Below are 22232 nucleotides of genomic sequence, written 5' to 3' on the forward strand. Positions count from 1 at the left end.
ATGGTCAGGCTTCGGGCAGGAAACCGGCGCCTTCGACCTGGACCGGACCGGTCATGAAGACGTGGTTCGTAGCCTCGTCCCAATCGATGGTCAGCTGGCCGCCATCGACCGTCACCACGGCCTTTCGCCCGGTCAGGCCGCGCCGCGCGGCGGCCGCCAGGGCGGCGCAGGCGCCGGTGCCGCAGGCCAGGGTCAGGCCCGCCCCGCGCTCCCAGACCCGCAACCGAATGTGATCGGGCGACAGGACGTGGGCGAAGCCGACATTGACCCCTTCAGGGAACAGCGGGTGGCGCTCGACCAGCGAGCCGGAGCCGCGCACGAAGGCGTCGTCCTGCCGATCGGTGAAGAAGACCACGTGGGGATTGCCCATAGAAACAGCGCCGGGCGTGTGCAGCACGGGTGCGTCGATCGGTCCGACCTGAAGCTCGATCCCGCGCGTGTCCATCTCTTCGGACAGGGGCACCTGATACCAATCCAGACGGGGGGCGCCCATATCCACCGTGACTTGATGCTGGGCCGCGGTCGTCGACCCTGCGGGATCTCCCGACCCGACGCGGCCTGGAAGAGAGGATGCGGCGCGACGGGCGGTGGTCGGCCCGCTCAGGGTGTCGATCACCACCTCTTCCTTGTCGGTCGCCTCCAGCATCAGCCAGCCGACGCAGCGCAGGGCGTTGCCGCAGGTTTCGACCATCGAGCCGTCGGCGTTCCATACCCGCATGAAGGCGTCGGCCGTCTCGGATGGTTCGATGCCGATCAGCTGATCGAAGCCGCCCAGACCCGCCGCCGGGTCGGCCAGGGCGCGCACCTGGTCCGCCGTCGGGTGGAAGGGTTGCTCGAAGGCCTGGACGACGATGAAGGCGTTTCCGGCGCCGTTCATGCGGATGTAGGGGCGGGCGGGTTCACTCATGATGCTCTTCATATAGGATTTTGCGCCGGTTCATGTATCGCTGGCGACGATGACTTCCGATCAGAGCCAAACCGCCAGACCCGACGGCCTGAGACTGAGGGCGCGCCTGCGTTACCTCTATCACGGCGCCCAGCCGGCGGCGGTGAAGTTCCGCCTGATGGTCATTCTGGTCGATCTGATCATCATCGGCTTCTTTCTGGCGGCGCCGATCCTGAAGGAGGCGGGCTGGGTCTTCTATGTCGCCGACTATTTCATCGCCGCCATCCTGGGGCTGGACCTGGCGGCGCGGGCCTATGCCTATTCCGATGTCCGCGACTGGTTGAAGAAGCCGATCGTCTGGATCGATCTGTTCGTCCTGGCGACCCTGCTGTTTCCGGCCTGGCTGGCCAACTTCGGCTTCCTGCGGCTGCTGCGGTTCTGGAGCCTGCTGAACAGCGACCTGTTCTGGCGCACCATCGGCCGCCGGTTCGACGACACCCGGGTGGAGGAGATCACCCGCGCCCTGGCCGCGCTGATCACCTTCGTCTTCGTGACGACCGGCTTCGTCTACGCCTATTTCCGGGGCAAGGCCGAGCATATCAACGGCTATCTGGACGCGCTCTACTTCACCGTGGCCACCCTGACGACGACGGGGTTCGGCGACATCACCCTGCCGGGCAACTGGGGCCGGGTCATCTCCATCGTCGTCATGCTGGTGGGCATCACCCTGTTCATCCGCCTGGCCCAGACCCTGATCCGGCCGCACAAGGTGAAGTTTCCCTGTCCGACCTGCGGCCTGCAGAAGCATGATCCGGACGCCGTCCACTGCAAGGCCTGCGGCCAGATCCTGTGCATCCCCGACGACGGCGACTGATTTGATCCGGCGGCCGAAGATTACGCGCCGGTAATATGACTGACGCTTGCCCCTCGTCGTCGGCGTCGCCAAGGTGCCCGGCGAAACATTCGTCCGTTGGGGGACACCCATGATCATCCGCACCCTGGCGTCTGTCGCCGTCCTTTCCCTTGCCGCCGGAGCCGCACCTGTCGCCATGGCCCAAGCTTCCGTTTCCACCAGTGTCGCCTCTACCGCGCCGGGCTTCGCGACCAGCGACGCGACCGACCCCTATCTGTGGCTGGAGGAGGTCGAGGGCGAGCGCGCCATGGACTGGGTCAAGGCGCACAACGAGACCTCGCTGGGCGTGCTGCAGGGCGATCCGCGCTATGAGGCGCTGCACCAGCAGGCGCTGGAGCTGGTGCAGTCGCGCGACCGCATCCCCTCGCCGGGCTTCACCCACGACGGCCATATCGACAACTTCTGGCAGGACGCCGAACACGTGCGCGGGATCTGGCGCCGCACGACGCTGGACAGCTATCGCACGGATGCGCCGCAGTGGGAGACGATCCTGGACTTCGACGCCCTGTCGGCGGCCGAGGGCGCCAACTGGGTCTATAAGGGCGCGACTTGTCTGCCGCCTGAAGAGCGCTACTGCCTGATCTCCCTGTCGAACGGCGGCAAGGATGCGGTCACCCTGCGCGAGTTCGACAGCGTGACGCGCACCTTCGTGGAAAACGGTTTCAGCCTGCCGGAATCCAAGGGCGGCGCCAGCTGGATCGACAAGGACACCCTGCTGATCTCGCGCGACTTCGGCGAGGGCTCGCTGACGGACTCCGGCTATCCGCGCACCGTGCGCCTGATGAAGCGCGGCCAGACGATCGATCAGGCTGTCGAGGTCTTCGCCGGCCAGAAGACCGACGTCTCGGTGTCCGGCTACACCCTGCGCGACGCCGACGGCGTGGTGCAGGCGGTGCTGCTGAACCGGGGGATCAACTTCTATGAGAGCGAGACCTGGCGCCTGAACGCCGACGGCTCGACGACGAAGCTGGAGCTGCCGCTCAAGTCCAACATCAACGCCCTGGTCGCCGGACAGCTGGTGGTGACGACGGATCAGGACTGGACCGCGCCGTCGGGTCAGGAATTCAAGACCGGCGACGTCATCGCCTGGGACCTGCAGGCATGGCTGGCCGATCCGAAGGCGACCGCACGTCTGGTCATCCGCCCCGGCGAGCGCGAGGCGGTCGAGGGGATCAACGCCACCCGCAACAAGCTGGTCGTCGCCCTGTACGAGAACGTGCGCGGCTCGGTCTATGTCTACGACCCGGCCGACTGGAGCCGCACGCGTCTGGACCTGCCGCAGAACGTCTCGGTCGGCGTCGGCTCGGCCTCCGAGCGCGACGACAAGATCTTCGTCAGCGTCACCGGCTATCTCAACCCGTCCAGCCTCTATCTGGCCGATGCGGCGACCGGGGCCGTCGATCTGACCAAGGCCCTGCCGGACAAGTTCGACGCCAGCGGCATGCGCGTGGATCAGTTCGAGGCCCGCAGCGCCGACGGGACGATGATCCCCTATTTCGTCGTCCACAAGGACGCGATGGCGCTGGACGGGTCGAACCCGACGCTGCTGTACGGCTACGGCGGCTTCCAGTCGTCGCTGCTGCCCGGCTATTCGCCGACGGTCGGCAAGCTGTGGCTGGAGCGGGGCGGCGTCTACGTCATCGCCAATACGCGCGGCGGCGGCGAGTTCGGCCCGAAGTGGCACCAGGCGGCCCAGCAGGAAAATCGCCAGCGCGCGCATGAGGACTTCCAGGCCGTGGCTCAGGACCTGATCACGCGCGAGATCACCAGCCAGCCGCACCTGGGCGTCATGGGCGGCTCGCAGGGCGGGCTGTTCATGGGCGCCATGCTGACCCAGCGCCCGGACCTGATCAATGCGGCCGTGATTCAGGTGCCCCTGTTCGACATGCTGCGCTTCCACAAGCTGCTGGCCGGCGCCAGCTGGATCGGCGAATACGGCGACCCGGACATCCCGGAGCAGCGCGCCTGGATCGAACAATACTCGCCCTATCAGAAGCTGGCGGCGGGTCAGCCCTATCCGGAAGTCTTCATCCACACCTCGACCAAGGACGACCGCGTCCACCCCGGCCACGCCCGCAAGGCGGCGGCGCGGATGGAGGCGCTGGGCTATCCGGTGCTCTTCTATGAGAACACCGACGGCGGCCACGCGGCCGGCGCCAACCTGCGCGAGACGGCCCGCCGCATCGCCTTGGAATACACCTATCTGACCCGGCGGCTGATGGATCAGCCGGCGCAGCGATAAGACCCCGCCCGCTCACCCTCGCGGAGGCGGGGGCCCAGGCTTGAGCCCCGCGCTCGGCCTGGGCGCGGGCGAGAACTCTGAAGGCGGCTGATCGAGCCAAAGCACTGGGTCCCCGCCTCCGCGGGGATGAACGGAGAAGATTGTGAAAACCCTGTTCCTGTCCGTCGCCTTGCCGACCCTGATGTTGGCCGCCGCCCCCGCCCTGGCCGAGGGCGCGCCTATCGACCCCACGGCCGCCTCGGCCGCGACCCCGCCGCCGCACTTCCCGCGCGACCTGTCGCCCGAAGGGGTCAAGGCCGCCGACGAGCATCTGGCGCTGGAAGAGGTGGACGGCGCCGAGGCCCGCGCCTTTGTCGCCGCCTCCAATGAAAAGGCCCTGGCCGCCCTGACCGGCGACCGCCGCTATGAGCCGTTCCGCCAGCAGGCCGAAGCCATCCTGACGGCCACTGACCGCATCCCCGGCGTCAGCTTCCTGGGCGAGGGCCTCGGCAACTTCTGGCAGGACGCGGCCAATCCCAAGGGCGTCTGGCGCCGCACGACGCTGGACAGCTATCGCACCGCCCAGCCGCAGTGGGAGACCCTGCTGGACATCGACGCCCTGGCCAAGGCCGAAGGCCAGGACTGGGTGTTCAAGGGCGCCAACTGCCTGGCGCCGGACGAGACCCGCTGCCTGGTCAATCTGTCGAACGGCGGCATGGACGCCGTGACGGTGCGCGAGTTCGACCTGACGACCAAGACCTTCGTGGACGGCGGCTTCGTCATCCCCGAAGGCAAGCACCGCATTTCCTGGCTGGACCGCGACACCCTGCTGATCGCCACCGACTTCGGCCCCGGCAGCCTGACGGAGTCGGGCTATCCCTTCATCATCAAGTCGCTGAAGCGCGGTCATCCGCTGGAACACGCGACCGAGGTCCATCGCGGCCAGCAGGGCGACGGCGGCTATGGCGTCAGCCCCCGCGTCTTCCGCGACAAGGCCGGCGCGGTCGAGGCCGTGCTGTTCAGCCGTCCGCTGGACACCTTCCGTTCGGAAACCTGGATGCTGGGCTCGGACGGCAAGCCGCATCAGCTGGCCCTGCCCGAGCGCGTGGGCGTTCAGGGCGTGCTGGACGGCAAGCTGGTCTTTTCGCCCGAGCAGGCCTGGAGCTTCGACGGCCACGACTACGCCTCCGGCTCGCTTCTGGCTCTGCCGTTGGGCATGCTGGGCCAGCCGCGTCAGGACGTGCGCATCGACGCCAAGGCCGCGACCATCTTCGCGCCCGGCCCGCGCCAGTCGCTGCAGAACGTCAGCGTGTTCGAGAACAGCCTCGTCGCCGTCATCGCCGACAACGTCGTCGGCGCGCTGAAGCGCTTCACCCCGACCGCCGACGGCTGGACCGCCACCGACATCGCCGTGCCGGCCAACAGCGCCGTGGGCCTGGGCGACAGCTCCAAGGCCAAGGGGCAGGTCTTCGTCTCGACGCAGGGTTTCCTGACGCCGCCGACGCTCAGCCTCGCCGATGTCTCGACGGGCGCCCTGACCGAGCTGAAGTCGGCCCCGGCCAAGTTCGACGCCTCGACCCATGTGGTCGAGCAGTTCGAGGCGACCTCGACCGACGGGACCAAGATTCCCTACTTCGTCACTCGACCCAAAGACCTGGCGATGGACGGAACCGGCCCGACCATCCTGTTCGGCTACGGCGGCTTCCAGGCCAGCTTCCCGCCCGCCTACAAGCCCGAGATGGGCAAGCTGTGGCTGGAGAACGGCGGCGTCTTCGTTCAGGCCAACATCCGCGGCGGCGGCGAGTTTGGCCCCGGCTGGCACCAGGCGGCCCTGCGCGAGAACCGCCAGCGCGCCTTCGACGACTTCGCCGCCGTGGCGCGCGATCTGGAGCAGCGCAAGATCACCAGCCCGCGCCATCTGGGCATCTACGGCCGCTCCAACGGCGGGGTTCTGACCAGCGTGTCGATCACCCAGCATCCGGAGCTGTTCAATGCGGCCGTGATCGAAAGCCCTCTGATCGACATGCTGCGTTATCAAGAACTGCCGGCGGGCGCGTCGTGGATGGGCGAGTACGGCGATCCGCGCATTCCGGGCGACGCCGAATTCATCGCCCGCTATTCGGCCTATCAGCAGCTGCGGCCGGAGGTGAAATACCCGCGCGTCTACATCACGACCAATACGCGCGACGACCGGGTCCATCCGGGCCACGCCCGCAAGTTCGCGGCGCGTCTGGGGGACCAGGGCCACGATCATCTCTATTTCGAGGACACGGCGGGCGGCCACTCCAACGACGCGGATCCGGTCGCCAACGCCCGCCGCTGGGCGCGCCACTACGTCTATCTGGCCCAACAGCTGATGGATTAATCTGTTCGCCGACACGTCATCCCGCCGCAGCAGAGCGGAGAGCCGGGACCGCCGGAGACGCGACGTCGACGTTCCCGGGCGGTCCCGGATAGCGGCTGCGCCGTTTCCGGGATGACGTTTCCTCTTTTTCCGCTCACGCATTTATGAGCGGCGTTCTCGGGCCGAAGGGATAGGATCGCGCCCATGATGGCACGGGGCCTGTTCAGGTACGGGATGACGGCGGTGGTCGCGGGCGCAGGCCTGCTGGCCGTCGCCGCCGCGCCGTCGCGCGAGCGTGACGCCCCGGTCCAGCCGGTAGTGGTCGAACTGTTCACCGCCCAGGGCTGCGCCGGCTGCCCCGACGCCAACCGCACCGTCGAAAGCGTGGCGGCCGAGCCGGGCGTGATCGTCCTGACCTATGGCGTCGACTACTGGGACTATCTGGGCTGGCCCGACACCTTCGCCCGGCCAGAGTTCGCCGAACGCCAGCGCGCCTATCGTCAGGCGCTGAAGCTGAGAAACGTCTCGACGCCCCAGGTGGTGATCGACGGGCGCCGTCATGTCTCGGGCGCCCGCTCGCCGGAGCTGAAGGCCGCCGTCGAGGCCGAGGCGCGCGGTCGCGGCTGGCCGCCCGAGATCGAGTTCCGCGAGACCGGCGACCGCGTCGGCGTCGGCTCCGGCCGGGCGCCGCAGGGCGGGGCCGAGGTCGTCGCCGTGGTATATCGGCCGGGGCAGCAGACGGTCGAGGTCAAGGGCGGCGACAACCGGGGCCGCGCGGTGACCCACGTCAATGTCGTGCGCGAGGTGCGCCGTCTGGGCGACTGGAACGGACGCCCGGTGCTGTTTCCGCTGCCTGTCGAGGCGGGGGCGGACGAGGGTGTGGTGATCCTGCTTCAGGCCAAGGACGACCGTCGCATCCTGTCCTCGGCGGCGCGGCCGGAACCCGGGCGCGATTGAAGCGCTGACGGAAAAGGTCTAAAGGCCCGCGGCTCTTGATGGGCACGCCTCCTCGCGCGACCCGGAGAACAATGCATGGTCGGGGACACGCCCCGCGGCGACGCCGCGCCTAACGCCAACGCCTCATCCCCCGCCCACGCCCCGCCTCCCGCCGCCGGGGGTTCGCCGGGCCCTGGGGGCAAGGCAGGCCGCCGCGCCCTGATCCTGGGCGCCATCGGCGTGGTGTTCGGCGACATCGGCACCAGCCCTATCTACGCCCTGCGCGAAGCCATCGGCCACGCCCAGAAGGGCGTCGACGGCGATCTGGCCGTCATCGGCGTCGTCTCCCTGGCCTTTTGGGCCCTGATGGTGGTGGTGACGTTCAAATACGTCATGTTCCTGATGCGGGCCGACAACAAGGGCGAAGGCGGCACCCTGTCCCTGATGGCCCTGGCCCAGCACGCCATCGGCCGACGCAGCGCCTGGCTGTTCATCCTGGGCGTCTGCGGCGCGGCTCTGTTCTACAGCGACGGCGTCATCACCCCGGCCATTTCCGTGCTGTCGGCCATCGAGGGCCTGCAGGAGGCGCCGGGTCTGAATGGACGCCTCGATCCCTTCATCCTGCCGTTGGCGGCGGGCATTCTCATCGCCCTGTTCCTGGTCCAGTCGCGCGGCACGGCGGGGCTGGCGAAGTTCTTCGGCCCCATCACCCTGGTGTGGTTTCTGTCGCTGGGCCTGATGGGCGTGGCGCACATCTTCGATGACCTGTCGATCCTGAAGGCCCTGTCGCCCTATTACGGGATCAAGCTGCTGGTCGCCGACGGCTTCCTGGGCTTCGTCATCCTGGGCAGCGTCTTCTTGGCGGTCACCGGCGCCGAGGCGCTGTATGCGGACATGGGGCATTTCGGCAAGTCGCCGATCCGCCAGGGGTGGCTGTTCATCGTCCTGCCGTGTCTGACGCTAAACTATCTGGGGCAGGGCGCCTTCCTGCTGTCCCACCCCGGCGCGGCGAACAACCCCTTCTGGAACATGGTGCCGCAGCTGGTCTACTGGCCCATGCTGTTGCTGGCGACGGCGGCCACGGTGATCGCCAGTCAGGCGGTCATCACCGGCGCCTTCTCGGTGACGCAGCAGGCGGTGCAGCTGGGCCTGCTGCCCCGTCTGGACATCCGCAACACCTCCGAGACCCAGGCCGGCCAGATCTATGTGCCCGCGATCAACAGCCTGCTGATGGTGGGCGTGCTGTTCGTGCTGGTGACCTTCCAGTCCTCGCACAATCTGACGGCCGCCTATGGGGTGGCGGTGACCGGCACCATGATGGTCAACACCCTGATGTCCTTCACCGTCGTGCGGCATAAGTGGAAGTGGCCGATGTGGGCCATCCTGCTGACCCTGGTGCCGTTCGGCTTCATCGACGCGGTCTTCCTGACCTCGAACCTGCTGAAGATCCCGGCCGGGGCGTGGATGCCGCTGGTGCTGGGCGGCGGTCTGGTCATGCTCATGTGGACCTGGGTGCGCGGCACGCAGATCCTGACCGACAAGACGCGCAAGGACAGCCTGCCGCTGACCGATCTGATCGAGATGCTGCGCGCCCGCCCGCCGCACCGCGCGCCGGGCACGGCCATCTTCTTGACCTCGGACGCCGAGGTCGCGCCGGTGGCCCTGATGCACAACCTCAAGCACAACAAGGTGCTGCACGAGAAGAACATCATCCTGACGGTGCACACGTCCGACCGACCACGCGTGTCGGACTTGCAAAGGGTGGCGGTCGAGCCGATCAGCGATGATTTCAAGCGCCTGACGCTGACCTTCGGCTATATGGAGACGCCGAACGTGCCGCGCGCCCTGGCCCTGTGCCGCAAGCAGGGGCTGAAGTTCGATATCATGTCGACCAGCTTCTTCCTGGGCCGCCGGTCCGTCGTTCCCACCGCCCGTCAGGGCATGCCTCTGTGGCAGGACAAACTGTTTATCTTCCTGATGCGTAACGCCGCCAATCCGACCGACTTCTTCCGTATTCCGCCCGGCCGCGTGGTCGAGCTTGGCACCCAGGTGTCGGTGTGAGCGGGGACGCGCCCAAGGGCCGGAGCTCCGCCGCGCGCGGCCGCCGTATCGCCGAAAAGGCGCGCGGCCCGCGCCGTGAGCCGGCGCCGCGCCCGGTCGCGGACGACCCGCACGCCGACATCGGCGTCGAGGCGCGTCTGGTCGCCGGCGTCCTGCTGAACGCGGCGCTGGAGAAGCGCACGGGGCTGGACGAGGCCCTGTCGCAGTCGCCCGCGCGCGACCTGCCGCCGCAGGACCGCGCCTTCGCCCGCGCCGTGGCGATGGCGGCCCTGCGCCGTCTGGGCGAGATCGACCAGATCCTTGAGCGCCGTCTGCAAAAGGCTCCGCCGCTGGCGGTCATGACGATCCTGCGCATCGCCCTGGCCCAGACCCTGGTGTTGGAGACGCCCGCCTTCGCGGCCGTGTCGACGGCGGTGAAGCTGGCCGAGCGCGATCCCAAGACGCGGCCCTACAAGAATCTGGTCAACGCCGTGCTGCGCGGCGTCGGCCGCGACGGTCCCGGCCTGACGACCGCTGAATCCAACCTGCCCGACTGGCTGGCCCAGCGCTGGAAGGCGACCTATGGCCAAGGTTCCCTGATCGGCCTGGCCCTGGCTACGCGGGAAGAGCCGGCGACCGACCTGACGGCCAAGCCGGGCGTCGACCCGGCCGAGCTGGCGGCCTCTGTCGAGGGCGAGGTGCTGCCCGGCGGCACGGTCCGCACCGGCAAGCGCGGCGATGTCGCGTCCTGGCCCGGTTTCGAGGCGGGCGACTGGTGGGTGCAGGATGCCGCCGCCGCCGTGCCCGCGCGCCTGCTGGCCGTCAAGCCGGGCGAGACGGCGCTGGACCTGTGCGCCGCGCCGGGCGGCAAGACGCTGCAACTGGCCGCCGCCGGGGCTGACGTCGTGGCGCTGGACCGCTCCGAGGCGCGTCTGAAACGTCTGCGCCAGAATTTCGAGCGCATGAACCTCACGGCCGAGGTCGTCGCCGTCCCGGCCGAGGACTGGGAGGACGAGCGGACGTTCGACGCCGTCCTGCTGGACGCGCCGTGCACGGCGACCGGCACCTATCGCCGCAACCCTGAGGTCCTGCGCGCCACCCGCCCCGCCGACGTGGCCAAGCTGGCCGATGTGCAGCATCGCCTGCTCGACGCCGCCGCCGCGAAGGTCAAGCCGGGCGGCCGTCTGGTCTATTGCGTCTGCTCGCTGGAGCGCGAAGAGGGCGAGACGCAGGTGATCGCCTTCCTGCGCCGCAACCCGGCCTTCCGCACCGTCGCCGCCGTTCCCGCCGAGGTCGGCGCCCCGGACGAGGCCCTGACGCCCGAAGGCTGGCTGCGCATCCTGCCGTCGCAATGGGCGGAAAAGGGGGGGCTGGACGGCTTCTTCGCGGCCAAGCTGGAGCGGATCGCAGGCTGAGGTCGATGGCGGACGTCCTGAGCAATCGCTACGCCGGTCTGGCCGCCCGGGTCTATGAACTGGACAAGCCGGCCGGCCGATCTTTCGGTGATGTGGAGTTCTACGCCGCGCGGCTGAAAGGATGCGAGGGACCCGTGCTGGAGCCCGCCGTCGGGGCGGGCCGCGTGCTGGTTCCCCTGCTGGAAGCCGGGTTGGACGTCGTCGGCTTTGACGCTTCCGAAGCCATGCTGGAGCTGTGCCGGGCGGCGTGCGCCAGACGCGGCCTGAAGGCGGACCTGTCCGTCGCCCGTTTTGACGACTTCGCCTATGCGACGCGGTTCGGCGCCGCCATCCTGCCTGCCGGATCGTTCCAGCTGATCGCCACGGCGCAGGAAGGTCTGGCGGTGCTGAAGCGTCTTCACGATCATCTGGCGCCGGGCGGGCGTCTGATCCTCGACCTTGATCCGGTCAGCGCCGTCCTGGCGCCGCCGGGGTCGACCCGGCGGTGGACCGACAGGAACGGCGACGTTTTGACCCTGACCGAAGAGCGCGTCGATTCCGATCTGCTGAACCAGACGGTCGTCTCGCATCTGCGCTATGATCAATGGTCGGATGGTCGTCTGACTGCGTCGGAGCTGGAGCTGTTCGGCCTGCGCTGGTGGGGCGTCGAGGAAATGCGGCTGGCTTTGGCTGCGACGGGGTTCGTCGGCATTATCATCTCGGGCGGTTACGAGCATGGACGGCCGCCCCGTCGCGATGACGAAGTCATCACCTTCGAAGCCCGCCGCGCCTAGCTCAGCCGCCGCTCTGCATCAGCGGTCCCGCACCCGCCTCAGTCATCATCATCTTCGATGGCGTGGATCTGATCATCGTCCAGGCCCAGGTGGTGGCCGATCTCGTGGATCAGGACATGGGCGATGATCTCGGCCAGGCCGACGTCGCCGCGTTCGCACCATTCATCGAGGATCGGCCGGCGATACAGGAAGACGCGCGACGGCTCGGGCGCCGGGCCCATGCTGTCCCGCTCACCGATGTGGACGCCGGAATAAAGGCCGGTCAGTTCGAACGGGTCCTCGATCTCCAGGTCGCGCAGGGTGTCTTCGTCGGCGAAGTCGTCGATGCGGATGACGACGTCCCCGGCCGCCTGGCGGAACAGGTCGGGCAGGGCGGCGAAGGCCTCTTCCGCCAGGCGGGCGAAGTCGTCCAGGGAGGGGGCGGTCTGATCGGTCCAGGTCTGGCTCATGGCTAAGGATATCGCCCGGCGCGGCCGGTCCCGCAATCGGCGGCGACGCCGCATCGCAAATCGCGCAATCAGGTTATGGTAAACGCGAATCGGTCGGCGCGCTGACGCTCGGCGGCCGCCGCAGCGACGCATCATCCGGGGACCTATGGCCGAGGCCGACATCGCTTATGCAGCCACCGCAGGGGCGGCCGGTCTGGCGCTGGCGATCAGCGCCTGGACCTGGCGGTTGCGCGCGCGGCTGGGCGCGCGCGAGGTCGAGATCGAGCGCTGGCTGGGCGGCGCCCAGGCCTCGGCGGCGGCCAGCGAAGGGGCCCTGACGGCGTTCGACGACGTGCGGCTGGCCCTGAGCCCGAAGGGCGAGGCGCAGGCGGTGTTCGGTTCGGCCGAGGCCCTGTCGGCGCTGGCGCCCGGCCTTGAGGGGCTGGCGGCGGCGCAAGGCGTGGTCGAGGTCCTGACCGGTCTGCACACCGGGCGCATGGAGGCGCTGGTTCAGGCCGGGGAGGCGTTCGAGACCCTGATGGAGACGCCGCAGGGCGCCTGGGCGGTCGAGGGGCGGCCACATGGGGGGGCGGCCTGGCTGCGGCTGTCGCGCCTGACCGGGGTCGGCGGCGAGGGCGGACTGGACGGCGCCGTGGGGGCGGGGGTTCTGGCCGAACAGTCTCCGGCGCCGACCTGGGTCGTAGACGGGGCCGGGCGGCTGGTCTGGGCCAACAGCGCCTGGCTGGCCGAGACGGGGGCTGAGACCCTGGCCGAGGCGCGCGAGCGGGGGCTCAGTTTCGACCGCGGCGCCGACGGGGTGGTGGCCGAGGCCCTGCGCCTGAACGCGCGTCAGGACGGCTTTCGCTGGACCACGGCGGGCGGACGGCGCCGGGCGTGGAAGATCCTGGCCGAGCCGCTGGCGGGCGGGCGCGGCGCCGTGATCGCTTTCGCCATCGAGATGACCGAGGCCGAGGAGACGCGGGACACCCTGCGCCGCCACGTCGAAGCCCATGACGAGACGCTGAACCACCTGGCCGACGCTGTGGCCATCTTCGGCCCGTCCAAGCGGCTGGCCTTCCACAACACCGCCTTCCAGTCGCTGTTCGGGGTCGACCCGGCGTGGCTGGACGAGCGGCCGACCCACGCCGAACTGCTGGACCGGCTGCGCCAGAAGCGGCTGCTGCCCGAGGTCGTCGACTACGCCCGCTGGAAGGCGGATGAGCTGGATTTCTACGGCGCCGCCCAGGCCTCGCCGGACGACAGCTGGTCCCTGCCCGACGGGCGGACGCTGCGGGTGGTGCGCCAGCCGCACCCGCTGGGCGGCATCCTGCTGATCTTCTCGGACATCACCGGCGAGCTGCAGCTGCGCAGCCGCTACAACGCCCAGATCCAGGTCCAGCGCGCGACGCTGGACAAGCTGAACGACGCCGTGGCCGTGTTCGGTTCGGACGGGCGGCTGCGGCTGCACAACGAGGCGTTCGAGACCTTCTGGGGGGTGTCGGGCGAACGGCTGAACGAGGCGGGCGACTTCGACGCCGTGGCCGCCCTGTGCCGCCCGGTCCTGCCCGACGCGGCCCTGTGGCTGGGGCTGAAGGCGCGGGTCGCCGACCCGGATCCCGAAAGCCGGGTGCCGATCGCGGGCGAGGGCCGCACCGAGGACGGCCGCAGCGCCGCCTGGCAGACCCGTCCCCTGCCGGACGGCGCGACCCTGGTCGCCTTCTCGGACGTGACGGCCCGGCGCGGGCTGGAGCAGGCGCTGGCGGCCAAGGAAGCCGCTCTGGCCGAGAGCCAGGCGCTGAAACGCGAGTTCGTGGGCAGCGTCTCCTATGAGCTGCGCACCCCGCTGACGACCATCGTCGGCTATTCCGAACTGCTGGAGGCGATGGGCGACCTGCCCGAGCGCAGCCGCCAGCACGCCGGGGCCATCCGCGTGGCGGCCAGCCATCTGGCCCGCTCCATCGACGACGTGCTGGACATGGCCCAGATCGACGCGGGCGAGATGGAGCTGACGCTGGGCGACGTGCGGGTCTGCGACCTGCTGGACGAGGCGGCCGAGCGGATCCGGCCCAAGGTCGAGGGCCGCGGGGCGACGCTGAATCTGGCCTGCCCGGCGGGGCTTCAGCCGATCCGCGCCGACGCCCGCCGCATCGCCCAGGCGGTCGATCACCTGCTGGAGCACGCCTGCCGGGCGGTGTCCGAAGGCGGCGCCGTCAGCCTGAGCGCCGAGGCCGGACCGAACGAGGTGCGCATCCGCGTCGAGGACACCGGCCGGGGCATCCCCTATCACCTGCAGGCGCACGTCTTCGACCGCTTCGTGCGGCGCGAGCGCGGCGGGCCGGGCGTGGCCCTGGCTCTGGTCAAGGCCCTGGTCGAACTGCACGGCGGCTGGGCCGAGGTCCAGTCCGAACCGGGCAAGGGCGCGGCCTTCATCCTGCACCTGCCGATCGAGGCCGAGGCGCCGACCGCGGCGCCGGAGCTGCTGCTGGGCTGATATGGCCGGCCAGCCGTGCTAGAGGGCGTGTCCAAGCCTTCCCAGGACGCTTTCATGGCCAACACGCCCCGCCCCCTGCTCAAGACCGCCATCATCTATGATTTCGACGGGACGCTGGCCCGGGGGAACATGCAGGAGGTCAGCTTCATCCCCTCGATCGGAATGACGCCGGCCCAGTTCTGGAACGAGACCGTCCGACCCCGGACCATCGCCGCCGACGGCGACGGCATCCTGATGTACATGCAGATGATGCTGCTGGCCGCGCGCGAGCAGGGCACGCCGGTGACGCGCCAGACGCTGCGCGACCACGGGCGCGACGTGGCCCTGTTCGAGGGTCTGCGCGACCGCAGCTGGTTCGACCGCATGAACGCCTTCGGCGACCAATATGGTCTGGAGATCGAGCACTACATCATCTCGGCGGGCCTGACCGAGATGATCGAGGGCTGCCCCATCGCCGAGGCCTTCACTCACGTGTTCGCTTCGAAATACGCCTATGACGCCGACGACGTGGCGGTGTGGCCCGCCGTGGGCGTCAACTACACGACCAAGACCCAGTATCTGTTTCGCATCAACAAGGGCGTGCACAACCACTGGGAGGACGAGCGCATCAACCGCTTCATCCCCGACGAGGAGCGGCCCATTCCGTTCGACCGGATGATCTTCCTGGGCGACGGCGACACCGACGTGCCGACCATGAAGATGATGCACACCAAGGGCGGCTTCTCCATCGCCGTCTATGATCCCGACAGCACACCGCGCGACCACGACAAGATCCATCGCCTGATCTCGGAGGACCGCGTCAACTTCGTCGCGGCGGGCGACTATCGCGAAGGCTCGCCGGTCGACCTGATCGTCAAGGGTCTGATCGGCCGCATGGCCGTCACCTACGGCCGCATGCCGGCGGATTGACTCTTTCCTTCTCCCCTTGTGGGCGAAGGTGGCAGGCGAAGCCTGACGGATGAGGGGGGTGAGCGCCCGGCCTGGAAGTTTGATCTTCTGCCGGGCTTCAACGGCTCGCCTAGGCGCCGACACCCCTCATCCGAGCGCCTCCGGCGCCCACCTTCTCCCTCAAGGGGAGAAGGGACGACGCTGCCTATCCAGCGCAACCGTCACATCCGCCCGCACCCCGCCGGCCAGCATATGACGGGTGATGCGCTCGAAATGCTGGATGAAGACGGCCAGTTCGGCGCGCCGCGCGGGCGGCAGTTCAGCGAGGGGCAGGCCAATCAGGCCCGCCTCCTGTTCGCAGCGCCAGTCGAGCACCGCGTCGAAGGATGGGGCCTTCAGGAACAGGATGGCGTCGAAGCGGGCGAAAGTTTCGGCGTAGGCGACGGCCAAGGCGGCGTTGGCGGCGCGCCGCCATGTCCCGTCGCCATCGCGTTCGATTTCCAGAGCATTGATCGGCAGGCCCAGCTCCGTCTCAGCCTGCGGCGTCGCGCTCAGACACCAGCCGTCGATCAGCACCGCCGACGGCCGGCCCGCAAACACAGGCCACGATGCTTCCGGCGCCCGGTCGTCCGTCAGCTTGTCGAAGGCGGGCAGGGGCGTGCGGCTGTCAGGCCTCGCGGCGCGCAGGGCGGCGGCCGTGGCGTCCAGCAAGGCCAGATCATGCGTTCCTGGCGGGCCGCGCACGGCGAACAGGGGATGGACCTCGCGAGCGAGGGTCTGGCGTTCCGTTTTCGTCAGATAGACGTCGTCCAGCGACAGATGCGCTGCGCTGAAGCGTTCCGCCGCAGCGCGCGCCAAGGTGGTCTTGCCGGAGCCCTGGGCCCCCGCGATCCCGATCAGGGGGATGTGGTCCGGCCGCGCCTGGGCCGCGATCAGAGACCCGACCGCGTCCAGCAGCCGGGCGTCGACCATGTCAGTGCTGGCTTTGCGGCAGGCGGACGATCAGGCCGTCCAGATCGTCGGTGACGCGGATCTGGCAGGACAGGCGGCTGTTCGGCTCCACGTTCTCGGCGAAGTCCAGCATGGACTCCTCCATCGCCGAGGGACGGCCCGTCTCGGCGGCGAAGTCCGGATCGACATAGACATGGCAGGTGGCGCAGGCGCAGGCCCCGCCGCAATCGGCGTCGATGCCCGGCACATTGTTGCGGATTGCGCCTTCCATGACGGACAGGCCCTTCTTGACCTCGACCGTATGCTCGGTCCCGTCGTGCTCGATGTAGGTGATCTTGGGCATGGAAGCGGTCTTAACCCTGGATGCAGGCTTGGCAAGCCTTAGACCATTATCGGTTCGGAATCCGAACCTAGATCAATGGTACAAAATCAACATCTTGAGCGAATATCTGGGTTCACATGCGATCGCATGTGAACCGATTTCGCTTTAGGACAAGGCGGTCAGTAAAAACCCCCGGCGTCAGCGGCGCCGGGGGCTTTCAGTTTTAGCCTGATCGGCTGGATCAGGCGGCGGTCTTCTTGCGCGACGGCGAGACCATCAGCTTCTTGGTCTCGGCGATCGCCTTGGCCGGGTTCAGCCCCTTGGGGCAGACCTGGGCGCAGTTCATGATCGTGTGGCAGCGATACAGCTTGAAGGGGTCCTCGAGGTCGTCGAGGCGCTTCTGGGTGGCGTCGTCGCGGCTGTCGGCGATCCAGCGATAGGACTGCAGCAGGGCCGCCGGGCCGAGATACTCTTCCTGGTTCCACCAGTAGCTCGGGCACGAGGTCGAGCAGCAGGCGCACAGGATGCACTCGTAAAGGCCGTCCAGCTTTTCGCGGTCTTCCGGCGACTGCAGGCGCTCCTTCTCCGGATCCGGCAGGTCGGACTGGAGGTAGGGCTGGATGGAGTCGTACTGGGCGTAGAACAGCGACAGGTCCGTCACCAGGTCCTTCACCACCGGCTGGTGGGGCAGGGGGGCGATGGTGATGTTGTGCGACGAGCACTCAGCCCAGCCCTTGGTGCAGGCCAGGGCGTTGCGGCCGTCGACGTTCATCGAGCACGAGCCGCAGATGCCTTCACGGCACGAACGGCGGAACGACAGGGTGGGGTCGATCTCGTTCTTGATGTGGATCAGGGCGTCCAGAAGCATCGGGCCGTGATCGTCGGCCGAGACTTCATAGACGTCCCAGCGCGGATCGGCGTCCGTTTCCGGGTCGTAGCGATAGACCTTGTAGGTCTTGACGTTCTTCGCGCCGGCCGGGGCCTTGTGGACCTTGCCGGTCGTGGGCTTGGAGCCCCGCGGGAGGTTGAGCTGAACCATCTGCAATCCTCCTTAGTACACCCGAGCCCGGGGCTCGATGTAAGAGACCTCGTCGGTCATCGTGTATTTGTGCACCGGGCGATAATCGATCTGGACGCCTTCGCCCGGACGCTTCCACGCCAGGGTGTGCTTCATCCAGTTCTCGTCGTCGCGATCGGGGAAGTCCTCGCGGGCGTGGGCGCCGCGCGATTCCGTGCGGTTCAGCGCGCCTTCGATGGTCACCAGGGCCTGCGAGATCAGGTTGTCGTATTCCAGCGTCTCGACCAGGTCGGTGTTCCAGATCAGGCCGCGATCCGTGGTCTTGATGTCGGCGCCGGCGGCCTCGATCGAGCGCAGCTTGGCCACGCCTTCTTCAAGGGTCTTGCCGGTGCGGAACACGGCCGCGTCGGCCTGCATGGCGCGCTGCATGTCCAGGCGCAGGTGGGACGTCGGGGTCGAGCCCGAGGCGTTGCGGAAGCGGTCCAGGCGCGCGATGTGCTGGTCGGTCTGGGCCTTGGAGGCCGAAGGCACGGCCGAGTTCTTGTCCACGACCTCGCCGCAGCGCAGGCCGACGGCGCGGCCGAACACCACCAGGTCGGTCAAGGAGTTGGAGCCCAGGCGGTTGGCGCCGTGCACCGAGACGCAGCCCGCCTCGCCCACGGCCATCAGGCCCGGCACCACGCTGTCGGGGTTGCCGTCGCGCAGCGTCAGCACCTCGCCGTGATAGTTCGTCGGGATGCCGCCCATGTTGTAGTGGACGGTCGGGATGACCGGGATCGGCTCCTTGGTCACGTCGACGCCGGCGAAGATCTTGGCCGATTCCGAGATGCCCGGCAGGCGCGCGTGCAGCACGGCCGGATCGAGGTGATCCAGGTGCAGGAAGATGTGGTCCTTGTTCGGGCCCACGCCGCGGCCTTCGCGGATTTCGATGGTCATGGAGCGGCTGACCATATCGCGCGGGGCCAGGTCCTTCACGGTCGGCGCATAGCGCTCCATGAAGCGCTCGCCTTCGGAGTTGGTCAGGTAGCCGCCCTCGCCGCGTGCGCCTTCGGTGATCAGGCAGCCGGCGCCGTAGATGCCGGTCGGGTGGAACTGCACGAACTCCATGTCCTGCAGCGGCAGGCCGGCGCGCAGCACCATGGCGTTGCCGTCGCCGGTGCAGGTGTGGGCCGAGGTGGCCGAGAAATAGGCGCGGCCGTAACCGCCGGTCGCCAGCACCACCATCTTGGCGCGGAACTGGTGCAGCTGGCCGGTGTCGAGCTGAAGCGCGGTGACGCCGGTGCAGGCGCCGTCCTGCATGATCAGGTCCAGGGCGAAGTATTCGACGAAGAACTTCACTTCCCGGCGGACCGACTGGCCGTACAGGGTGTGCAGGATGGCGTGACCGGTGCGGTCGGCGGCGGCGCAGGTGCGCTGCACCGGGCCTTCGCCGAAGTTGCGGGTCATGCCGCCGAAGGCGCGCTGGTAGATCTTGCCTTCGTCGGTGCGGCTGAAGGGCACGCCCCAGTGTTCCAGCTCATAGACGGCCTGGGGCGCGTTGCGGACCAGGTATTCGATGGCGTCCTGGTCGCCCAGCCAGTCCGACCCCTTGACGGTGTCGTACATGTGCCACTGCCAGCTGTCCTCGCCCATGTTGCCGAGCGAGGCGGAGATGCCGCCTTGCGCCGCCACGGTGTGGGAGCGGGTCGGGAAGACCTTGGTGACGCAGGCGACCTTCAGGCCCTGCTGGGCGGCGCCAAGAGCGGCGCGAAGGCCCGAGCCGCCGGCGCCGACGACGACGACGTCGTATTCGTGATCAATAAGCTCGTAAGCAGCCATGGCGGATCAGACTCCGGCCGGCAGCGGGGCCGAGCCCAGCGCCAGACGCACGATGAAGAAGATGCTGGCGGCTGCCAGCACGAGGAAGACCAGGTTCGAAACCAGGATCAGGCCGGAGCGGGAACCGGCGGGGACGTAGTCCTCGATGATCACCTTCCAGGCCAGGCTGGCGAACAGGCAGAAGACCACCGCCGTCACGGCCGCAAGCCCGGCGTTCAGCGTGCTGCCGAACCAGGCGACGACCGCGCCGTAATCGGCGCCGGCCAGGGTGAAGCCCGACGACAGGACCCACAGGCCCAGCGGCATCAGGGCCAGCAGCGCCAGCTTCTCGACTTTCCATTCCGAGGCGCCGTGGCGCTCGGAGATTTTCACATTGTTCTTGAACTTGGGGGCGGCGCTCACAGCGAAACCTTTCCAGCAGCGAACAGCACGACCCAGAACAGGACGGCCAGGACGATCGGGCCCCAGACGGCGATCTGAGCCAGCAGGTTGGCCGACTTGATGGTCAGGCCGCGACCCGCGTCGTTGATCAGGTGGCGGGCGCCGTTCAGCAGGAAGGAGAACAGCACCCACGTCAGGCCGAACCACATGAACAGGCCGAACGGCGAGCCCGAGACGGCGGCGACCGAGGCGAAGGCGTCCGGCCCCGAGGCGGCGGCGGCGACCCAGCCCAGCAGCAGGACTGCGCCCACGCTGGCCGCGCCGATGGTGACGCGGAACAGGATCGACGCGACCATGGTCATGTGCCAGCGCCAGATATCGGTGAAGGGCGACATCGGTGCGACGTGCCCGTTGGGGTGACGGACGTAGCGGCCCGTCCGGTCGCCAGTTTCGCCCGCAGCCGGGGGAGTGTTCGACATGCGAATGATTCTCAAAAAACCCGAGGAATTTCAGGGCCGGATTGCAGTGCAACAGGCTTTAGTGACGCGGACGGGGGGGTGTCAACGAAGCGGGCCGATTCCCGTCAAGTTCTGCCTGCGAACGCCAATCAAAAGGCTGCGATATGCGACAGCGCCGTTTGGCGCGTCGCCGTCGTGCACGGAACCGCCCCCGGCCGCCCCCAGACCGGGTCAGGCCACAGCGGATCGTCACGGCGACGCCCGACCACGTGAATGTGAAGCTGGGCGGTGACATTGCCCAGGGCGGCGACGTTCAGCTTGTCCGCCGATTGATCGCGCAGAGCGCCCAGTTCGCGCACCAAGGCCCCGGCCCGCACGATTTCTTCGGTGAGCAGGGCGCGCTGGGCGAGCGATAGGTCTTCAAGTTCCACCGCCCCGGCGACGCGGGGCAGCAGGATCAACCACGGGAAACGGGCGTCGTCCTGAAAGCGGATCTGGCACAGCGGCCAGTCGGCGGCGAAGACGGAGGCCGCCTCAAAGGCGGGATCGGCGCGGAAGTCTAAAGGCGAGATCATGGGGAACCGTGACAGCCGCCGGCGGGGGGCGCAACGACGAAAGCCGTATCCCCGAACGCTTGCCGCGACCCGCCGACAGGTCTAGACCGCCGTTCCAGCGACTACCGTTTCGCACACGCAATATCGACTGGAGAGACCTGAATGGCTCGCGCGAAGATCGCCCTCATCGGCGCCGGAATGATCGGCGGAACCCTGGCCCATGTGGCCGCGCGCGAAGCGCTGGGCGACGTCATCCTGTTCGACATCGCCGAAGGCACGCCGCAAGGCAAAGCCCTCGACATCGCTGAAGCCTCGGCCGTCTTCGGTCAGGACGTGGCCCTGAAGGGCGCCAACGACTACGCCGACATCGCGGGCGCCGACGTCTGCATCGTCACCGCCGGCGTGCCGCGCAAGCCGGGCATGAGCCGCGACGACCTGATCGGCATCAATCTGAAAGTGATGAAGGCCGTCGGCGAGGGCATCAAGCAGCACGCCCCCAACGCCTTCGTCATCTGCATCACCAACCCGCTCGACGCCATGGTCTGGGCCCTGCAGAAGTTCTCAGGCCTGCCCAAGGAGAAGGTCATCGGCATGGCCGGCGTGCTGGACTCGGCCCGCTTCGCCTATTTCCTGGCTGAAAAGACCGGCGTGTCGGTGCAGGACATCCACGCCTGGACCCTGGGCGGCCACGGCGACGACATGGTGCCGATGGTGCGCCACTCGACCGTGGGCGGCCTGCCGCTGCCGGACGCCGTCGCCGCCGGCTTCCTGAGCCAGGCCGACATGGACGCCATCGTCGAGCGCACCCGCAAGGGCGGCGGCGAGATCGTGGCCCTGCTGAAGACCGGTTCGGCCTTCTACGCCCCGGCTGAATCCGCCATCGCCATGGCCAAGTCCTACCTGCTGGACCAGAAGCGCGTCCTGCCGTGCGCCGTGTGGCTGTCGGGCGAGTACGGCCTGTCGGACCTCTACGTCGGCGTCCCGGCGATGATCGGCGCGAACGGCGTCGAGAAGATCGTCGAGTTCACCACCAACGACGACGAAAAGGCGATGTTCGCCAAGTCAGTCGCGTCGGTCCAGGGCCTGATCCAGGCCTGCAAGGACATCGAGCCTTCCTTGGCTTGAGGCCAGCGGGCGCTATCGCGCGGCTCGCGGAGCCGCGCTGCTTGAGCGCCAATCAGGCCGCGTCGGGTCGAGAAGGCGACGCCTTCTGACCGCGGCCGGACTAAAAAATGAGAAGGGCCGCGTCTTCGGGCGCGGCCTTTTTTCGTGGGCGTGTTCGCCCACCTGCGTTGACCCCTGCCCCGCCGTCATCCTCGGGCTTGACCCTAGGATCGAGCGTTCAGCGGGCGGGAGGGCGGACAGGGCGCGGGCTAGGACGCCGCGAACAGGTGG

19 protein-coding genes are annotated in these 22232 nt (G+C 68.4%); 10 read left to right on the forward strand and 9 right to left on the reverse strand.

Going from position 1 to position 22232, the window contains the following annotated elements:
- Positions 1-4: 4 nt before the first annotated feature.
- Positions 5-907, reverse strand: coding sequence for a diaminopimelate epimerase (gene dapF, locus PIB44_RS01240; protein ID WP_278070152.1), 903 nt, complete (start codon positions 905-907; stop codon positions 5-7).
- A gap of 49 nt (positions 908-956) precedes the next feature.
- On the opposite strand from dapF, the gene PIB44_RS01245 reads away from it, so the two are divergent.
- From PIB44_RS01245 to PIB44_RS01275, 7 genes are all read left to right on the forward strand, one after another.
- On the forward strand, positions 957-1760 hold the full coding sequence (locus PIB44_RS01245; protein WP_278070153.1) for a potassium channel family protein: 804 nt from the start codon (positions 957-959) through the stop codon (positions 1758-1760).
- Between the two features lie 109 nt (positions 1761-1869).
- Positions 1870-4041: a prolyl oligopeptidase family serine peptidase gene (locus PIB44_RS01250; protein WP_278070154.1), complete on the forward strand. Its 2172-nt coding sequence runs from the start codon at positions 1870-1872 to the stop codon at positions 4039-4041.
- Positions 4042-4222: 181 nt separating this feature from the next.
- Entirely contained in the window at positions 4223-6385 is a 2163-nt protein-coding gene (locus PIB44_RS01255; RefSeq protein ID WP_376787752.1) for a prolyl oligopeptidase family serine peptidase, read from the forward strand.
- A 183-nt stretch (positions 6386-6568) separates the two neighbouring features.
- Positions 6569-7321, forward strand: coding sequence for a DUF1223 domain-containing protein (locus PIB44_RS01260; RefSeq protein ID WP_025976491.1), 753 nt, complete (start codon positions 6569-6571; stop codon positions 7319-7321).
- 75 nt (positions 7322-7396) lie between these two features.
- Positions 7397-9361: a potassium transporter Kup gene (locus PIB44_RS01265; protein ID WP_025976492.1), complete on the forward strand. Its 1965-nt coding sequence runs from the start codon at positions 7397-7399 to the stop codon at positions 9359-9361.
- Positions 9358-10755, forward strand: a complete 1398-nt coding sequence (locus PIB44_RS01270; RefSeq protein WP_278070156.1) for an RsmB/NOP family class I SAM-dependent RNA methyltransferase — start codon at positions 9358-9360, stop codon at positions 10753-10755. Before PIB44_RS01265 ends, PIB44_RS01270 begins: the two co-directional genes overlap by 4 nt.
- A gap of 5 nt (positions 10756-10760) precedes the next feature.
- Positions 10761-11528, forward strand: coding sequence for a class I SAM-dependent methyltransferase (locus PIB44_RS01275; protein WP_278070157.1), 768 nt, complete (start codon positions 10761-10763; stop codon positions 11526-11528).
- Positions 11529-11566: 38 nt separating this feature from the next.
- Here PIB44_RS01275 and PIB44_RS01280 read toward each other — a convergent pair whose 3' ends face one another.
- Positions 11567-11977: a metallopeptidase family protein gene (locus tag PIB44_RS01280; RefSeq protein ID WP_278070158.1), complete on the reverse strand. Its 411-nt coding sequence runs from the start codon at positions 11975-11977 to the stop codon at positions 11567-11569.
- A gap of 145 nt (positions 11978-12122) precedes the next feature.
- Here PIB44_RS01280 and PIB44_RS01285 point away from each other — a divergent pair, with 145 nt between their 5' ends.
- Complete coding sequence (locus PIB44_RS01285; protein ID WP_278070159.1) at positions 12123-14447, forward strand: PAS domain-containing sensor histidine kinase; 2325 nt, start codon at positions 12123-12125, stop codon at positions 14445-14447.
- 54 nt (positions 14448-14501) lie between these two features.
- Positions 14502-15356, forward strand: coding sequence for an HAD family hydrolase (locus PIB44_RS01290; RefSeq protein ID WP_278070160.1), 855 nt, complete (start codon positions 14502-14504; stop codon positions 15354-15356).
- A gap of 159 nt (positions 15357-15515) precedes the next feature.
- Here the strand turns inward: PIB44_RS01290 and PIB44_RS01295 are convergent, their stop codons facing one another.
- The 7 genes from PIB44_RS01295 to PIB44_RS01325 all read right to left on the reverse strand — a co-directional run bounded on the left by PIB44_RS01295 (position 15516) and on the right by PIB44_RS01325 (position 20858).
- Positions 15516-16307, reverse strand: coding sequence for a kinase (locus tag PIB44_RS01295; protein ID WP_278070161.1), 792 nt, complete (start codon positions 16305-16307; stop codon positions 15516-15518).
- Position 16308: 1 nt separating this feature from the next.
- The gene (locus tag PIB44_RS01300) at positions 16309-16629 is read right to left on the reverse strand and encodes a 2Fe-2S iron-sulfur cluster-binding protein (protein WP_024354432.1); all 321 of its coding nucleotides are present in this window, start codon (positions 16627-16629) and stop codon (positions 16309-16311) included.
- A gap of 220 nt (positions 16630-16849) precedes the next feature.
- A complete protein-coding gene (locus tag PIB44_RS01305) occupies positions 16850-17647 on the reverse strand; it encodes a succinate dehydrogenase iron-sulfur subunit (protein ID WP_024354433.1) in 798 nt (265 codons plus the stop codon).
- A 12-nt stretch (positions 17648-17659) separates the two neighbouring features.
- Positions 17660-19444 carry a succinate dehydrogenase flavoprotein subunit gene (gene sdhA / locus PIB44_RS01310; protein WP_024354434.1) on the reverse strand — a complete coding sequence of 595 codons (1785 nt, stop codon included), beginning with the start codon at positions 19442-19444 and terminating at the stop codon, positions 17660-17662.
- Positions 19445-19450: 6 nt separating this feature from the next.
- Positions 19451-19846: a succinate dehydrogenase, hydrophobic membrane anchor protein gene (locus PIB44_RS01315; protein WP_278070162.1), complete on the reverse strand. Its 396-nt coding sequence runs from the start codon at positions 19844-19846 to the stop codon at positions 19451-19453.
- Entirely contained in the window at positions 19843-20304 is a 462-nt protein-coding gene (gene sdhC, locus PIB44_RS01320; protein WP_278070163.1) for a succinate dehydrogenase, cytochrome b556 subunit, read from the reverse strand. The genes PIB44_RS01315 and sdhC overlap by 4 nt, the downstream gene beginning before the upstream one ends.
- Before the next feature lie 128 nt (positions 20305-20432).
- Complete coding sequence (locus PIB44_RS01325) at positions 20433-20858, reverse strand: HIT domain-containing protein (RefSeq protein ID WP_278070164.1); 426 nt, start codon at positions 20856-20858, stop codon at positions 20433-20435.
- A 141-nt stretch (positions 20859-20999) separates the two neighbouring features.
- Between PIB44_RS01325 and mdh the strand changes: the two genes are divergently transcribed.
- A complete protein-coding gene (gene mdh, locus PIB44_RS01330; RefSeq protein WP_278070165.1) occupies positions 21000-21962 on the forward strand; it encodes a malate dehydrogenase in 963 nt (320 codons plus the stop codon).
- Positions 21963-22232 lie beyond the last annotated feature (270 nt).

This window comes from Brevundimonas sanguinis, from assembly GCF_029636725.1.
Lineage (GTDB): Bacteria > Pseudomonadota > Alphaproteobacteria > Caulobacterales > Caulobacteraceae > Brevundimonas > Brevundimonas sanguinis.

What these genes read in the sequence shown, in the direction of transcription:
- mdh (WP_278070165.1), top strand. Translation starts at nt 21,000, where the DNA reads ATGGCTCGCGCGAAGATCGCCCTCATCGGCGCCGGAATGATCGGCGGA.
- PIB44_RS01260 (WP_025976491.1), top strand. Translation starts at nt 6,569, where the DNA reads ATGATGGCACGGGGCCTGTTCAGGTACGGGATGACGGCGGTGGTCGCG.
- PIB44_RS01300 (WP_024354432.1), bottom strand. Translation starts at nt 16,629, where the DNA reads ATGCCCAAGATCACCTACATCGAGCACGACGGGACCGAGCATACGGTC.
- PIB44_RS01325 (WP_278070164.1), bottom strand. Translation starts at nt 20,858, where the DNA reads ATGATCTCGCCTTTAGACTTCCGCGCCGATCCCGCCTTTGAGGCGGCC.
- sdhC (WP_278070163.1), bottom strand. Translation starts at nt 20,304, where the DNA reads ATGTCGAACACTCCCCCGGCTGCGGGCGAAACTGGCGACCGGACGGGC.
- PIB44_RS01265 (WP_025976492.1), top strand. Translation starts at nt 7,397, where the DNA reads ATGGTCGGGGACACGCCCCGCGGCGACGCCGCGCCTAACGCCAACGCC.
- PIB44_RS01250 (WP_278070154.1), top strand. Translation starts at nt 1,870, where the DNA reads ATGATCATCCGCACCCTGGCGTCTGTCGCCGTCCTTTCCCTTGCCGCC.
- dapF (WP_278070152.1), bottom strand. Translation starts at nt 907, where the DNA reads ATGAGTGAACCCGCCCGCCCCTACATCCGCATGAACGGCGCCGGAAAC.
- sdhA (WP_024354434.1), bottom strand. Translation starts at nt 19,444, where the DNA reads ATGGCTGCTTACGAGCTTATTGATCACGAATACGACGTCGTCGTCGTC.
- PIB44_RS01255 (WP_376787752.1), top strand. Translation starts at nt 4,223, where the DNA reads ATGTTGGCCGCCGCCCCCGCCCTGGCCGAGGGCGCGCCTATCGACCCC.
- PIB44_RS01290 (WP_278070160.1), top strand. Translation starts at nt 14,502, where the DNA reads ATGGCCAACACGCCCCGCCCCCTGCTCAAGACCGCCATCATCTATGAT.
- PIB44_RS01285 (WP_278070159.1), top strand. Translation starts at nt 12,123, where the DNA reads ATGGCCGAGGCCGACATCGCTTATGCAGCCACCGCAGGGGCGGCCGGT.
- PIB44_RS01245 (WP_278070153.1), top strand. Translation starts at nt 957, where the DNA reads ATGACTTCCGATCAGAGCCAAACCGCCAGACCCGACGGCCTGAGACTG.
- PIB44_RS01295 (WP_278070161.1), bottom strand. Translation starts at nt 16,307, where the DNA reads ATGGTCGACGCCCGGCTGCTGGACGCGGTCGGGTCTCTGATCGCGGCC.
- PIB44_RS01305 (WP_024354433.1), bottom strand. Translation starts at nt 17,647, where the DNA reads ATGGTTCAGCTCAACCTCCCGCGGGGCTCCAAGCCCACGACCGGCAAG.
- PIB44_RS01275 (WP_278070157.1), top strand. Translation starts at nt 10,761, where the DNA reads ATGGCGGACGTCCTGAGCAATCGCTACGCCGGTCTGGCCGCCCGGGTC.
- PIB44_RS01280 (WP_278070158.1), bottom strand. Translation starts at nt 11,977, where the DNA reads ATGAGCCAGACCTGGACCGATCAGACCGCCCCCTCCCTGGACGACTTC.